We start from the raw sequence: 16,216 nt of genomic DNA, 5'->3' as shown, positions 1-16,216 counted from the left end.
AGGCAGCAGCAGAATTGCGATCGCGCATTCGTTTGTCAGTTAATCAACAATTACCGGATCGTTATGACTTACTAGCAGAACTGGAAGCAGCCCAAATTAGCACTATCCACGCTTTAGCAGTGCGGATTTGTCGGGAGCATCCTTTAACTGCTGATGTACCACCTGATTTTGCGGTTCTAGATGAACTGGAAGGGGTACTTTGGTCTACTCAGTGGTTTAATGAGGCTTTAGATACACTACCAGCAAATCTCTATGAGCAAGTTCCTTTTTCTTTAATGTCCAAAGCCTTGCCTGCGTTGCTTAAAGACCCCATCACTGCTAAAGAAGCTTTAAACCAGGGGACAGAACACTGGCAACAATTGGCACAAGATTTACAAGAAAAAGCTGGGAACGAGTTATTAGCAAATCCAGTTTGGGAGGAGGCACGGGATACTTTACAAAGTTATGTGGGGACAGCAAGCGATCGCTTGGAAGTAGAAGCTCGTCAACCTGCTATTCAGGCAATAGACGAAATAGAGTCAGGAGACAACATTAAAGAGGCTTTGTTAGTTATATCTGGACTAAAGATCAATGTTGGTAGTAAGAAGAATTGGGCAGAAGGAACTTTAGAAATAGTCAAGGAAGCAATTAAACAACTTCGGGAAATAGTCCAAAATAGCTTAAAAGCAGGTTTAATCACTTTAGAAATTGGTGTTGCTGATGAACAATTGGCAGCAATGTTACCAGCACTGCGAGAAGCTTTTAGTTTAGTCCAAGACTATATCAACGAAGCAAAACGCCGCACCCGTTTTTTAGACTTTGCAGATATAGAAGTTCATGCTCTGTTGGCTTTGGAAGATGAGCAGGTGCAAAACTATTATGCCCAAAGATGGAAAGCTTTTTTAGTTGATGAATTTCAAGATACTAATCCTGTTCAGTCAAAAATATTAGAGTTGCTGACATTAAACACCCAGGTAACAATTGTTGGTGATGCCAAACAATCAATCTACGGTTTTCGGCGTGCTGATGTCGAAGTCTTTCAAACTTGGCGCGATCGCATTTGTAGTCTTGATGGTGATGAAGTGACTCTCGATACTAGCTTTCGCACACATCAACCATTAGTACAAAATATTAACCGCATATTTGCACCTGTACTTGGTACATTACACCAAGATTTGGCAGGTTATAGAACTGTACCTCCCAACCCTCACCCACCAATCCAAGTTTATGCCGTACAAGCAGAGTCAGGAATCAATAAATCCCCACGTCTCAGGGTAGAAGCTAGACATATTGCAGACTTGCTCAAAGATATGCTGGAGCAGCAAACTCTGATTCACGATAAAAAAACTGGCAACTTGCGACCGATATTACCGGGGGATATTGCGATTTTGTCCCGGACTTGGGAACCATTAGAAAATTATGGTGAAGCTTTAGAAAGCGTAGGAATACCTACAGCTTTAGCGGGTGGTGGTAACTTATTAGCAACCAGAGAAGCTAAAGATGCTTGGGCATTATTGCAGTTTTTAGCTGATCCGAGTGATGATTTAGCTTTGGTGGCGGTGCTGCGTAGTCCATTTTTTGCGGTGAGCGATCGCTTATTATTTACCTTTGCTCAACAACAAGCAACAATAGCAGCAATAGCAGCAAAAAATCAGCAACAGGACACCGGGGAAAAAAGCCGAACCAAAATTGATTGGTGGCAAAAACTCAAAACAACGGATATTCCTGAATTTAGCCGACCTATACAAGTTCTGCGTCAACTGTTGCGCTATCGCAACTTAGAACCCCCTACCCGTCTACTCCAACTAACAGACAACTTGACGGGTTACACAGCCGTAATTACCAACTTACCAGGTGCAAATAGAAGGGAAGCTGACTGGCGTGGGTTTATGGAGTTAATACGCCAGCTAGAACATGGCCATCATGACGTTTTCGCCGTAGTACGTCGCTTAAAACAACTAGCTGGTGCTGAGGTAGAAATACCACGTCTGCCATTGTCTACTAATGATGCAGTAGCATTAATGACCATCCATGCAGCAAAAGGGTTAGAGTGGCCTGTAGTTGTAATTCCTGATTTAACTCGCTCTCGACCGAACAGCAGCGAAACTATTTATTTTGACTCTGATGATGGTGTAGCTTTGAAGCTGGAAGATGAAGAAGGTGAGGCAATCAAACCGGTACTTTATATTTGGCTAGAATATCAGCGCAAACAACGGGAAGAATCAGAAGCTTTACGGGTGCTGTATGTAGCGTTAACCCGCGCTCGTGACCAACTAATTCTCACAGCCGCAGACGAGAAGGGAGGAGCGTTAAATAAATTACAACCCGGTTTAGAAGCTGCGGGAATTAATATACAACCGATTATTTTTGACTCCGAATTAGCTCAACCTCCTATTCTGACAGAACCACCTTTACCAGCAGAACCTCAACATCTGTTACTAAATACAGTAGGTTCAGGTTTATTTGAATTGCCTGTAACTGCTCTGAGTGATTACGCTCAATGTCCCCAGAAGTTTTACTATCGCTTTATCCAAGGACATCCAGGTATAGGTTCAGGGATAGGTACAGCAAGGCGAGTAGGAACTTTGGTACATTTAGCACTAGAACATAAAATCCGCGACATAGAAAAACTGGCAGGTTTTGATGTGGGTCTAAAGCAAGATGCTGTTGCGGAAGCTTTAGAACTAGCCCAGCGATTTGATCAGGTGGAGAATTTCGCAGCTTTTCGTCAAGCTAATACCCAATGGGAGTTGCCTATTACTTTGAGTATAGGACGGCTAACACTCAATGGCATTGTTGATTTATTGGGGTCAGATTGGGTACTGGATTTCAAAACTGACCAGGAAATGAACCCACAGCATCATCGGTTTCAACTTTGGGCTTATGCACAAGCTACAGGAAAAACAACAGCCCATCTAGCTTACTTGCGTCATAATTGTTTACACACCTTTAACGCTGAGGACTTACAAACTACTACCCAAGCAGCAGAAATTTTAGTAGAGAGGATTTTGGCTGGTGATTATTCGGCTGTACCTTCTTCTGTCAATTGTAGTTTGTGTGCTTATGCTGAAATTTGTGAACACCGCTATGAAGGAGATAACACCGTTAGCGATTCATGGAATATGGTAAATACCCAACCGCAGAAACAGAAAAACCAGGAAGTTGGCAATTTATCTTTAAGTGTGGAAATACCTGCTGTATCTTCATCCGCATTACCAATAGAAGATACAACTGAGGCAGAATTATTAGCTGTGAATATTAGCAGTTACTTTGCTCAAGCAGCAGGACTTTATCACAGATTAATTGTCATTCCCAGCCAAAGCTTACCCAAAGTTAAGTTACAGCAGGTAGCGAAATTAACTGGTAGCGGCTATATCAATGTTAACCTGGAACTGAGTCAGCGTTTATTAGATTTACCACAACGTCAAAGACCATTACAAGTACAACATTTATTACCAGAAATTGTTGGAAAGAATAATTATGATGTGGTTTTTTTAGAACATCTGGAAATTCTGTTTGACAAATCCCTAAAGCTAAACCCTGTAAAATGTCTCCAGCAACTAGCACGTCAACAGACTATTGTGGCTGTCTGGTGTGGTAATGTCGAAAACGGCATTTTAACTTATGCTGAACCGGGACATCCAGAATTTTACCGTTCTGCTGAAGGTGATTTATTAGTAGTTAATTTAGAACAACCAGCAGCTAACCCTAGCTAGTAACTTAAAAGAAGATGGTGCAATGAAATATAGAGAGTTAATTCAATTTGAACCTATTGAGAGCGTAATTCAGTTACAAAATGCTAGTGCGTTAGCTGAAGCAGAACAACTGGTTGCTACTTATGTTATTTCTGACGAAATGGCAGAAAGGTTAATAAATACAGTGTTGCCGAATTTGCAATTTGACCAACCAGCAGATAATAAAGGTATTTTTATTATCGGTAATTACGGTACTGGTAAGTCGCATTTAATGTCAGTTATTAGTGCGATCGCTGAATACCCCCAACTCAGCACGACTTTACAAAATCCCACAGTAGCCCACAGCGTCAGCAGTATAGCAGGTAAATTTAAAGTTATTCGGACTGAAGTTGGTTCTACGACAATGGATCTACGGGAGTTTATTTGCTCCCAACTAGAACTAGCATTATTTGATTGGGGGATTAACTTTCAGTTTCCAGAACGAGACAAAATCCCAAATCACAAGGGTGTATTTGAAGACATGATGGCTGAATTCCAGCAGCAGTATCCAGAGCAAGGGCTGTTGTTGGTGATAGATGAAATGCTAGATTATTTACGTACACGCAAAGACCAAGAGTTAATTCTTGACCTGATCTTTCTTAGGGAAATAGGGGAAATATGTAAAAATCTCAGATTTCGCTTTATTGCTGGTTTACAAGAAACTTTATTTGACAGTCCCCGGTTTGCTTTTGCGGCTGATGCTATCCGACGGGTAAAAGACCGCTTTGAGCAAATGTTAATTGCTCGTAAAGATGTTAAATATGTAGTTACTGAAAGATTGCTCAAGAAGACTGAGGAGCAAAAAGCCAGAATTAGCCATCATTTGACAACATATTCTAAATTTTACAGCAATATGAGTCAGAGAATGGATGAATTTGTGCAATTATTCCCCATCCATCCTGATTATATAGATACTTTTGAAAGAATTACCGTAGCTGAAAGACGAGAGGTACTTAAAACTCTGTCTTTAGCCATGCGGCAAATTTTAGATCAAGAAGTTCCCAGCAACTCTCCCGGCTTAATTGCCTATGATAGTTACTGGCAAAACTTAAAAGATAATACGGCGTTTCGGGCAGTTCCTGATATTCGCGCTGTTATTGATTGTTCCCAAGTTCTAGAGTCGCGGATTCAGCAAGCTTTTACCCGTCCTGCTTATAAACCGATGGCGTTAAAAATAGTCGCGGCTTTATCAGTACATCGCTTAACTACTGGGGATATTTACGTCCCATTAGGGGCAACACCTGACGAATTACGCGATAGTTTATGTCTCTATGATCCGCTATCATCGGATTTAGGTGGTGAACCGGCAGATGATTTGCTGGCCTATATTGAAACTGTATTGCGGGAAATTCACAAAACTGTTAGCGGTCAATTTATTTCTAGTAATACCGAAAATCGCCAATATTATATTGACCTGAAAAAAACTGATGATTATGATGCTTTAATTGAAAAGCGGGCAGAAAGTTTAGATAATACACAGTTAGATAGATATTATTTTAATGCACTCATTAGGGTTTTAGAATGTGATGACCAAACCTACAAAACGGGATATCAAATTTGGCCTCATGAATTAGAATGGACAAGTAGAAAAGTTACTCGTCAAGGATATTTATTTTTTGGTGCGCCTAATGAGCGACCTACTGCCCAACCAGCACAGGATTTCTATTTGTATTTCATCCCACCCCATGACCCACCAGAATACAAAGATGAAAAAAAAGCAGATGAAGTATTTTTTAAACTTACCAAACCGGATGATAATTTCCGGCTGAATTTAGTTAAATATGCTGCTGCGTTGGACTTAGCTACTACTTCCTCTGGACAAGCAAAAAGAAGCTATGAAGATAAAGCTAAAACCTTTTTGCAGAATTTGGTCAAGTGGTTACAAGAACATATCAATACTGCTTTTAATGTCACTTACCAAGGTCAAAGTAAGCAGTTTGGAGAATGGGGTAAAGGTAGTAAAATTGCAGGTAACAACCGTGATAATGTGCGGGATATGTTAAATGCTGTGGCTTCTGGTTGTTTAGCTGTCCATTTTGATGACCAAGCACCAGGATATCCTCACTTTAATCAATTGGTGACAAAAGACAACCGTAAACAGTATGTACAAGATGCTTTACGCAGTTTGAAAGGTGGGAATAAAACCAAACAAGCAATCACTGTATTGGATGCTTTGGGATTATTGGATGGTGATAAATTAGTTGTCAGTCAGTCCAAGTACAGTAGTTATATTCTGGGTTTACTTCAGCAAAAAGGTTCTGGTCAAGTTCTCAACCGTGCAGAAATTATTCAGGATATATCTGGGATTGAGTATATGGCAATTGATACACCGTATCAATATCGCCTTGAACCTGAATGGGTAGTAGTGTTAATAGCCGCGTTAGTATATAACGGTGATGTGGTGTTAGCAGTTCCAGGGAGTAAGTTTGATCCCAATAATTTGGACAGTTTAATTAATTCTGGTCTAGAAGATTTAATTAATTTCAAGCATATCGAAAAACCCAAAGATTGGAATTTACCCGCACTGCGAGCATTATTTGAATTATTGGGACTGACACCAGGACTAGCACAATTAGTAACTCAAGGTCAAAATGAACCAGTTCAAGAGTTACAAAAAGCGGTGACAGAAAAGGTTAACAAACTGGTTATTTGTAAACAACAATTGACGAGTTTAAGTTTTTGGGGTCGCAATTTATTAACTCCTGATATCCAAAATGAGTATGGTGCTAATTTAGAGCGGACAAAAAAGTTTTTGGAATCTTTGCAAGCTTATTCTACCCCAGGCAAGTTGAAAAACTTCCGTGAGCAAGAGTCAGACGTAAAGGGACACGAAACAGGTTTGCAGACTCTACAAACGGTGGAAGCACTGCAACAATTACTTACTAATTTGGGTAGTGTAACATCTTACTTGAGTACAGCAGAAGCGGTGTTACCGATTAATCATCCTTGGTTGACGCAAATGCAGCAAGTTAGGGAGGAAATTACTACAGATATTTTAAATTCCCAAAAACGCAATGTAGCTAGTTTCCGGCAACAAAGTTTACAAAAGCTGGAAACTGTGAAAAAGATTTATATTCAAGCTTATCTAGGGTTACACACAGAAGCGCGACTGGGAATAAATGAGGAAGAACAAAAAACGCAATTAACTAAAGATAGCAAATTGCAAAGTCTCCAGAAGTTGGCAACTATAGATTTAATGCCAGCGAGTCAGTTAAAGGACTGGCAAAATACTGTAGGTAGTTTGAAAAGTTGTGTGAAGTTGACGGAACAGGATTTACAAACAACGCCTATTTGTCCCCACTGTCAGTTTAAACCAACAAGTGAGGTGATAAATAAACCAGCCAGCACTGTGTTAGCGGACATGGAAAGCCAGCTTGATTTGTTGTTAGCAAACTGGACACAGACGTTATTAACCAATTTGGAAGATCCAACGACACAAGAGAATTTAAGTTTACTTAAGCTGAAGAAGAAGCAGTTAATAGATGAGTTCTTGCAGTCGAAAGTTTTACCGCAACCCTTGACAAATGAGTTTATTAGTGCAGTCCAGGAAGTGCTGTCTGGGTTAAAGAAGGTGGTGGTAAAAACAGCAGATTTGCAAACAGCTTTGCTAACGGGTGGTTCTCCTTGCACTGTGCAAGAAATGAAAAAACGTTTTGAAGATTATATAAATGAACTCACAAAAGGAAAAGATTCAAGTAAAGTGAGGTTTATTGTGGAGTAGGATATACAAATGACTGAACAACCCTACACACTTAACCTATTTGATTATAGTAACTCTACTGCTCCAGAATCTTCAGTAGAGTGCTTTGGCATAAAATTTGACAATGAAGAAGCGAGACGTAGTTATTTTTTAGAACTGCTAAGAAAAAAACTACAAGAACCTGAATTTCGTAATGTTGAAGGATTTCCCATTGGTGAAGATGAGGATATCCTGGCAATTTCTGATCCACCTTACTATACTGCCTGTCCAAATCCCTGGCTCACTAACTTTATTGAACAATTCGGAAAACAATACGATACTGAGACAGATAATTATCAAAGAGAACCATTTACTGCTGATGTAAGTGAAGGAAAAACTGATGGCATTTTTACAGCACACAGCTATCATACCAAAGTTCCTCATAAAGCAATAGTTCGCTATATTCTTCACTATACTGAACCTGATGATATTATTTTAGACGCTTTTGGTGGTTCTGGTATGACTGGTGTAGCTGCACAAGTATGTGCTAAACCAGATCCCGATTTTCGCTACAAAATAGAAACTGAAAGGAAAGCAGCAGATTTACCACCACCTAAATGGGGTTCTCGTCGGGTTGTACTAAATGATTTGGGTGTAGCTGCAACTTTTATTGAAGCTAACTATAATTTACCTTTTAATGTCGAAGCTTTTGAACGAGAAGCTAGACGTATTTTAAATGAATTGAAGCAAGAAATCGGCTGGATGTACGAAACTCTACATACAGATGGTAAGACTAAGGGACAAATTAATTACACTATTTGGAGTGAAGTTTTTGCTTGTCCTGAATGTGGAGAAGAAATAATCTTTTTAAAAGAAGCTTTAGAGCAAGAAACAAAGCGCGTTAAAGAAAAGTTTCCCTGTCCTCATTGTAGTGCTGAACTCACAAAAGATAATCTGCAAAGATTAATGACAACTTTACTAGATCCATCAAATAATCAACTTTATCAACGAATTAGATTTATACCTGTATTTATTAATTATAGTATTGGCAAATCTAAGTATGAAAAGGAACTAAACGAAGAAGATATAAAAATTCTAAACAAAATTGAGCAATTATCACTACCAGTTAGAGTTCCAACTGATAGTTTTCCTATTAAAAAAATGTATCATGGTTCACGATTAGAACCAAAAGGTTTTACTAAAGTTCATCACTTATTCCTTCCTCGTGCAGACCAAGCTTTAGGAATTTTATGGTCAAAAGCTATTGAAATAAAAAATAAACGAATACGCAATATGATGTTGTTTTTTGTGGAACAAATAATTTGGACAGCATCATTATTAAATAGATATCGTCCTACAGGATATTCACAAGTTAATCAATATATGACTGGTGTGTATTATGTAGCTTCGCAACATTCAGAATGTAGTCCTTGGTATATTTTAGACGGTAAATTGCAACGTTTAACAAAAGCTTTTTCTGCTTTTCCTACAACACCTGGTCAAGCTATAGTAGCTACTGGAACTGCTGCAAAACTTGGTCTTCCCGATAATTCAATAGATTATATTTTCACAGACCCTCCTTTTGGTGAAAACATTTATTATTCTGACCTTAACTTCTTAGTTGAGTCTTGGCATCGAGTACATACCGATGCAAAACCAGAAGCAATTGTTGACAAAGCTAAGGGTAAAGAATTACTAAATTACCAAAAATTAATGCAGTCCTGTTTTGAAGAATACAATCGTGTTCTCAAACCAGGTAGATGGATGACTGTAGTTTTTCATAACTCACGCAATACTGTTTGGAATGCAATTCAAGAAGGAATGCTTTCAGCGGGATTTGTTGTAGCCGATGTGCGTACATTGGATAAACAACAAGGTTCTTATAGACAAGTAACCAGCACAGCAGTAAAGCAGGATCTTGTAATTTCAGCTTATAAACCCACAACTCAACTTGAAAAAAATTTCGAGTTGGAAGCTGGTACAGAAGAAGGTGCTTGGGAATTTGTACAAAACCATTTGAAACAACTTCCAGTATTTATCTCTGAAAATAATCAATCCGAAATTATAGTCGAAAGACTAAATTATCTTTTATTTGACCGCATGGTTGCTTTTCATATTCAGAGAGATAAAACAGTACCGCTGTCAGCTTCAGAATTTTATCTTGGACTTGAGCAAAGGTTTTCTAAACGTGATGATATGTACTTTTTGCCTGAACAACTGGCTGAATATGAGAAAAAACGTATGACAGTTAAAGAAGTTCTTCAGTTAGAACTTTTTATCACTGACGAATCAAGTGCAATTCTCTGGTTGAAGCAGCAACTGACTAAAAAACCATATAAATCTCAAGACCTAAACCCAATTTTTATGAAAGAAAAGGCTGGATGGTCTAGATATGAAAAGTCTTTAGAATTAAATGACCTCCTACGAGAGAATTTCATCTGCTATGAAGGTGAAGGAGTTATACCTACACAAATTGTTTCATGGCTAAAACAATCTTCTATTTACCGTGAAAGAATACAGAAGCTTGAGCCAAATTCCTTAACAGAAGCAGGTTTAGAAACAACAGATACTATACTAATAAATGAGGCAAAAAAGAGATGGTATATTCCTGATCCAAATAAAACAGTAGATATAGAAAAACTTAGAGAAAGAAGTCTATTAAAGGAATTTGAAGAATATAAGCATTCTAAGGAAAAAAAATTTAAAATTGTAAGGTTAGAAGCTGTCCGCGCAGGATTTAAAAAAGCTTGGCAAGAACGCAACTATCAAACCATTATAGATATAGCCAGCAGGATTCATGATAATATCCTCCAGGAAGATTCTAAATTATTAATGTGGTATGACCAAGCTTTAAATAGGGTAGGTGACGATAATGTTTGAATATCTACTTTTAGAAGACTTAGGCATATTCTCAAAATTAGAATGGCAAAAACATCAAAACATTAACATTATTATTGGTGAGAACGACACAGGTAAAACCTATATTCTAAAAATGCTTTATTGCCTTGCTAAAAGTGTTGAAGAATATACTAAGCGTTCAGAATCGGATAATAAAAGTTGGAAAGACATTCTCTCTGAGAAAATATTTTGGGTTTATCAACCTAATAAGAGAAAACTTGGTGAACTTGTCAGAAAAAGTGGAACCCGTCTTTTTGTAAAAGCAAGGATAACGGGAGAAATAGCAAATGGGGATGAATATAGTTTTTCTTTTGGTAAAGATACAAAAGATACTATTACTAAATGTACAGATGAAGTCTATAAAAAATTAGATTTAAATGCTTTATATCTACCTACAAAAGAGGTTCTTACTGCTTTTGATGCCATTGCAACAATAAATGAACAGCTAAAAATATTTGGATTTGACCAAACCTATCAAGATTTAATCCAAGCTCTTAGGATACCTACTTCTGCAAAAAAACTAGATCAACCCTTAGAAGAGATTTTGGATAATTTACAAAATCTATTTCAAGGGGAATTATCCATTGAAAGAAAAAGGTTTATTTTTAAAAAAGGACGTGAAAAATATGAAATGTCCCAGGTAGCAGAAGGTGTTAAGAAAATTAGTATATTAACTACATTAATCCGTAATAGAACAATTAAACCCGGCACAATTTTATTTATTGATGAACCAGAAACTAACCTACATCCTCGTGCCATCATAGCTTTATGTAATATGTTATACTCTCTTAGTGAAGTGGGCGTACAAATTTATATGGCTACCCATAGTTACTTTGTACTTAAACAGTTTGAAATCCTGGCTCGCAGAAACAAAAAGAGTATTCAGTTATGCTGTCTCGAAAAATCAGAAGATATGACTATTAAATTTAATGACCTTAAAGAAGGAATGCCTGATAATCCCATTATAGATGCTTCCATAAGGTTGTATGAAGAAGATGTCAGGTTAGATTTGGAATCATAAAATATGTCAGTTTTTCAAGAAAGCGGTTTACAGATTACACTCCCAGTAGGAGAAAATTTTAGATTTCAAGATTGTCCTAGCTATCAGAATTTAAATGGTCAAAATCTATCAGAAATGGATTTCGGTTGGTGGGATGCTGGTAAAAATACATTATGGTTATTAGAGGTTAAAGACTATTCTCACCTCACACCTCTAGAAAGATTACCAGATCATCTTTTAGATAAACTAATAAATAAAGCAACAGACAGCTTACTAATTTTAGCATCTGTATGGTTTGGTTCTCTGCGAGGTAAACAAATTTGTGGAGATTTACCAATTTCCTGTCAAAGTTTTCCTATACAGCCTAAAAATATAAGACTAGTATTTATTATCAAAGTAACAGATGCAAATATCAAACTTCAATTAAGTCCTTTAAAAACTCGTTTAAGAACAAAACTTCTAGGTAGACTATCACTTTTTGATATATCCGGTGTAACCTTAGCAGATCATGAAACTGCTATTCAAAATGGATTACCAATTGAAATTATATAATTTTTATTTCTTGAAAGAATATGAATACAGGTACTTGGTTATGGAGTGAAGAACACCATCAAATATGCAAAGTTATCGAAAATATCAATCTGTGGAAAAATACCTTTTACCGTGTTTGGCTACCTCAGCAAAACACAGTCCTTACTATCCCCACCAATAAATTAAAACCTTTAACCGCTAATTTAATTTTACCCTGTGCGATCGCCTATATTGCCACATCAGCCCGCATTGCTGAAGCTTTATCTCAAGATACACTGTTAGCACCAATTGAATCATCAGTTATTCCCCTTCCCCACCAAATTCAAGCCTTAACCAAAGCCGTACACAGCAATAGTATCCGCTACCTGTTAGCAGATGAAGTGGGACTGGGAAAAACCATTGAAGCGGGGCTGATAATGCGAGAACTGAAACTACGGGGAATGGTACAGCGTGTACTTATTGTCGCCCCCAAAGGTTTAGTTAGTCAGTGGGTAAGCGAAATGAAACTGCATTTTAACGAAGACTTTCAACTCGTTTTAACCGAAGACTTAAAAACCCTGCAACGGTTATATCAAAACCAAACCAACCAAAATACATGGACATTATTTAACCAAGTCGTTTGTCCAATGGACTCAGTAAAACCAATGGATAAACGCCGGGGCTGGACAAAAGAACAACTAGCTGAATATAATCGCGATCGCTTTGAAGATTTAATCACCGCAGGTTGGGACTTAGTAATTATAGATGAAGCCCACCGTTTAGGCGGTAGTACCGACCAAGTAGCTCGTTACAAACTTGGACAAGGACTAGCAGAAGCCACACCTTATTTACTGCTGCTTTCCGCCACACCCCACCAAGGAAAAACCGACGCATTTTATCGCCTTATCTCCTTATTAGACCCCGTTGCTTTCCCCAATATTCCCAGCGTTACCAGGGAACGAGTACAACCTTATGTTATTCGCACCGAAAAACGCCGCGCTATCAACGCCCAGGGAGAACCTTTATTTAAACCCAGAAAAACCCAACTTATCCCGGTTTCCTGGTCAGCCAAACACCGCCAACACCGCCAGCTATACGAAGCAGTTACCGACTACGTGCGCGAAGGCTATAACCAAGCACTACAGCAGAAAAAAACCTATATTGGCTTTTTAATGATTTTAATGCAGCGCCTTGTCACTTCCTCAACCCGCGCTATTCGCACCACCTTAGAAAGACGCTTAAATGCACTCCGCGAACCAGAAGAACAGCTTACCCTTTTCCCGATGTTTTCCGTGGAAGAATGGGTAGACCTAGATGGACAAGAACAAGTAGAAGCACTGTTAACAACTCGCCTCAAAGCCTTAAAAAATGAAAAAGCCGAAGTAGAATTACTACTAGAAGCTGCTAAACGCACGGAGGCAACAGGCGCAGACCCCAAAGCAGAAGCCTTGCTAGATTGGATTTATCGCCTTCAGCAAGAGGAAGGAAATTCAGAAATTAAAGTATTGATTTTTACTGAGTTTGTGCCAACTCAGAAAATGCTCCAGGAATTTTTGACCCAACGCGGTATTTCTGTAGTTTGTCTCAACGGTACTATGAGCATGGAGGAACGAAAACAAGTTCAAACTGCCTTTGCTGAAGATATCCGTGTCCTAATTTCTACTGATGCTGGTGGTGAAGGTTTAAACCTGCAATTTTGCCATGTCATCATTAATTATGATATTCCTTGGAACCCCATGCGTTTAGAACAACGTATTGGCAGGGTAGACCGGATTGGTCAAATTCATCCTGTACGAGCGTTAAACTTTGTCTTTGAAGATACAGTCGAGTATAGAGTTCGGGAGGTATTGGAAGAAAAACTTGCTGTGATCTTAAATGAATTTGGCATAGACAAAACCAGCGATGTTTTAGACTCCGCCCAAGCTGGGGAAATATTTGATGATTTGTATATTGAAACTCTGATCGAACCAGAAAACATAACTGCCAAAGTAGAAGCTGTTATAAGTAGAGTGCAGCAACAACTTTTAACTTTGCGAGAAAGCGCGGCTATATACCAAACAACAGAAAAGTTAGACCCTACAGATGCTCAACAACTGTTAGACCATCCTATCCCTTATTGGGTAGAAAGGATGACAATTAATTATTTACAATCTCACGGCGGCCTAGCTGAAAAACAGGGTACAACTTGGAATTTAACTTTTCCCAATGGTGAACAATTGCATCATGCAGTCTTTACAGCTAAAGACGCTGCCACTATGCCCAATGCCCAACATTTAACTTTAGAAGATACCCGACTACGGGAACTGGTAACAGCTAAAACCTACTTTGTTCAAGGTCAACCAATTCCCCAGTTAAATTTACCAGAATTATCAGCCGATATCCAGGGTTTTTGGTCATTGTGGCGCATTGAAATTTATAATCCAGATTACCAACAACAGCGCATCATGTCACTGTTTCTCCATGATAACGGCCGAGTGTTTTTACCAACAGCCCGATACATTTGGGAACAGTTATTGACAGGAGAGATAGAAATTATCGAATATTTACAGGGAGAAAGAGCAACTCAGGCATTTACAAAAGTTTGGGAAGCTGCTGTAGTTCAAGGTCAACCCATTTATGAGGAATTAGTGCAGAAGCATCAGCAAAATCTTGACCAAGAACAGGAAAAATTTACTTATACTCTAGCAACACGGAAGCGAGCAATTGAACGTTTAGGACTGCCACAAGTAAGAGATTATCGCTTGGCACAATTAGCCCAAGAAGAACAAAAATGGCAGGAAATGATACAAATAAAAACAGTAGTAACACCAGAATTAGTACCACTGCTGCTAATTCGTATAGGTAATTAATTTATGAATTGGCGTGAACAAATCTTCCAAGAATTTACCCCACAAGTTGCCGCTTTAACCCTGGTTGCAGACCCCGATAATTTGGTGACAGAAGCTGAGGTGTTACAAGAAATCCAAGCTAGGGGTTTTGCGGTACTGTTGTTTGAAGATGCGATCGCCTTCCGCTACGTCTACGAATCCCAATACCGTCACCGCTTGGAACAGGGTCAAAGCATCGAATTAGTCATAATTTTTCCAGGAGAAGCTCAACAGCTAAATTCCCTTCCCTATGACTTGTTGCAGAATAGTAGACAAGTTAATTTCAGTTTAAATCAATTATTTCCCCACCTCAGTTACAGTATAGTAAATGCTTTAGACCGTAGCTATTTTGATGATTTATACCAAGCGCAAACAGATCACAATCCCCAAAATCTGGGTGATAACGCTACTAAGGATTTTATTCTGCGTTACGTCTTCAAGATTGCGCCAGAACAAATTAATCAAACAGTCGATTTATTGTTAATGTTACTGCGGCGACATTATCGCGGTCAAAGTCTACCCAGGATTCTAGACAATTATTTGATTCAGCAATTAAATAATATCTTCTCTTCTTCACGGGATGGTACACCAACAAAACGCTCCGAGAAGGAGAGCAGTACCAAAGGCGATCGCCTATTTTTTTCTCGCTGGCCTTTAGCAACTATTATTTCTAACCGCCAAGCTTTTTTCGCCTTTCTTCAAAAGCACTGGTTAGACTTTATTCAGCATCTATTTGCAAATTCACAACGAGTTGCTGAATCATCTGCCACTTATGGTAATTCAGCCTCAATTAACTTACCCTTTGACCACGAAGATATTCGTGTTTACATTGATAATCTATTTATAGAAGGATATTTGCAACCAATTAATGCTCATAACTTAGGAGTAACAACCGCCAAACTACAATTACATCCTTGGGTCAAAGCAGGTTTATCTTTAGATCCTACTATTGAACAAAGGCAACGCTATCAAAAATTACTGTCTGCTGTTAATTCCTCTGTCCCTAAACAAGATGCAAAGTACCAGGAATGGCTAAAATTTGCCCAGACTTGGGCAGAACTGATGGTGTTGTGGCAGCAACAACAAAAGTCAAATCGAGAGCAATCCTCAGTAACAGCAGGTGATTTTCCCATGCTGCAAACCAAGGTAGATGATAATTTTTTTCCCTGGGTTAATTTACACTACGGCAGTCTGTACAATCAGTTAGGTACAACTCCTGTGATGGTACACCAAATTCCTCGATTCTTGGCACGATATTGTGAAGCCGCAAAAACCAACAAAGTAGCCTTGGTAGTTGTAGATGGGTTAGCTTTTGATCAATGGTTAATTCTACAAAAAGTGTTACTTACACAACGGCCTCAGTGGCAGTTTTCTACTGAAGCTGTATTTGCCTGGATACCAACCATCACCTCAGTTTCACGACAGGCCATTTTTGCTGGTAAAGCTCCCTTTGCTTTTCCTAATAGTTTAGACACAACTGCCAAGGAAGCTAATCTCTGGAATCAATTCTGGCTTGACCAAGGTTTTCTTAACCTTGAGGTGGCTTATG

General features: G+C 38.6%; 7 protein-coding genes. All 7 read left to right on the top strand.

Features of this window, described 5'->3' with window-relative positions; translation table 11 throughout:
* The coding region (gene brxF / locus FJR38_RS26260) for a BREX-3 system P-loop-containing protein BrxF (RefSeq protein ID WP_168540456.1) at positions 1-3,695 on the top strand (3,695 nt) is incomplete at its 5' end.
* Between the two features lie 22 nt (positions 3,696-3,717).
* Entirely contained in the window at positions 3,718-7,434 is a 3,717-nt protein-coding gene (locus FJR38_RS26255; RefSeq protein ID WP_168540454.1) for a DUF6079 family protein, read from the top strand.
* Between the two features lie 9 nt (positions 7,435-7,443).
* The gene (locus FJR38_RS26250; RefSeq protein ID WP_168540452.1) at positions 7,444-10,272 is read left to right on the top strand and encodes a DNA methyltransferase; all 2,829 of its coding nucleotides are present in this window, start codon (positions 7,444-7,446) and stop codon (positions 10,270-10,272) included.
* Positions 10,265-11,311 carry an AAA family ATPase gene (locus FJR38_RS26245; RefSeq protein WP_168540450.1) on the top strand — a complete coding sequence of 349 codons (1,047 nt, stop codon included), beginning with the start codon at positions 10,265-10,267 and terminating at the stop codon, positions 11,309-11,311. The genes FJR38_RS26250 and FJR38_RS26245 overlap by 8 nt, the downstream gene beginning before the upstream one ends.
* A gap of 3 nt (positions 11,312-11,314) precedes the next feature.
* Positions 11,315-11,842, top strand: a complete 528-nt coding sequence (locus tag FJR38_RS26240; protein ID WP_168540448.1) for a hypothetical protein — start codon at positions 11,315-11,317, stop codon at positions 11,840-11,842.
* A gap of 20 nt (positions 11,843-11,862) precedes the next feature.
* On the top strand, positions 11,863-14,649 hold the full coding sequence (locus FJR38_RS26235) for a DEAD/DEAH box helicase (protein WP_168540446.1): 2,787 nt from the start codon (positions 11,863-11,865) through the stop codon (positions 14,647-14,649).
* 3 nt (positions 14,650-14,652) lie between these two features.
* The coding region (pglZ, locus tag FJR38_RS26230; RefSeq protein WP_217360066.1) for a BREX-3 system phosphatase PglZ at positions 14,653-16,216 on the top strand (1,564 nt) is incomplete at its 3' end.

The sequence above is a fragment of the Anabaena sp. UHCC 0253 genome (assembly GCF_009712085.1).
Taxonomy (GTDB): Bacteria; Cyanobacteriota; Cyanobacteriia; order Cyanobacteriales; family Nostocaceae; genus Dolichospermum.
Note: the sequence above shows the minus strand (reverse complement) of the source record. Positions and strands in the feature narration are given on the sequence as shown.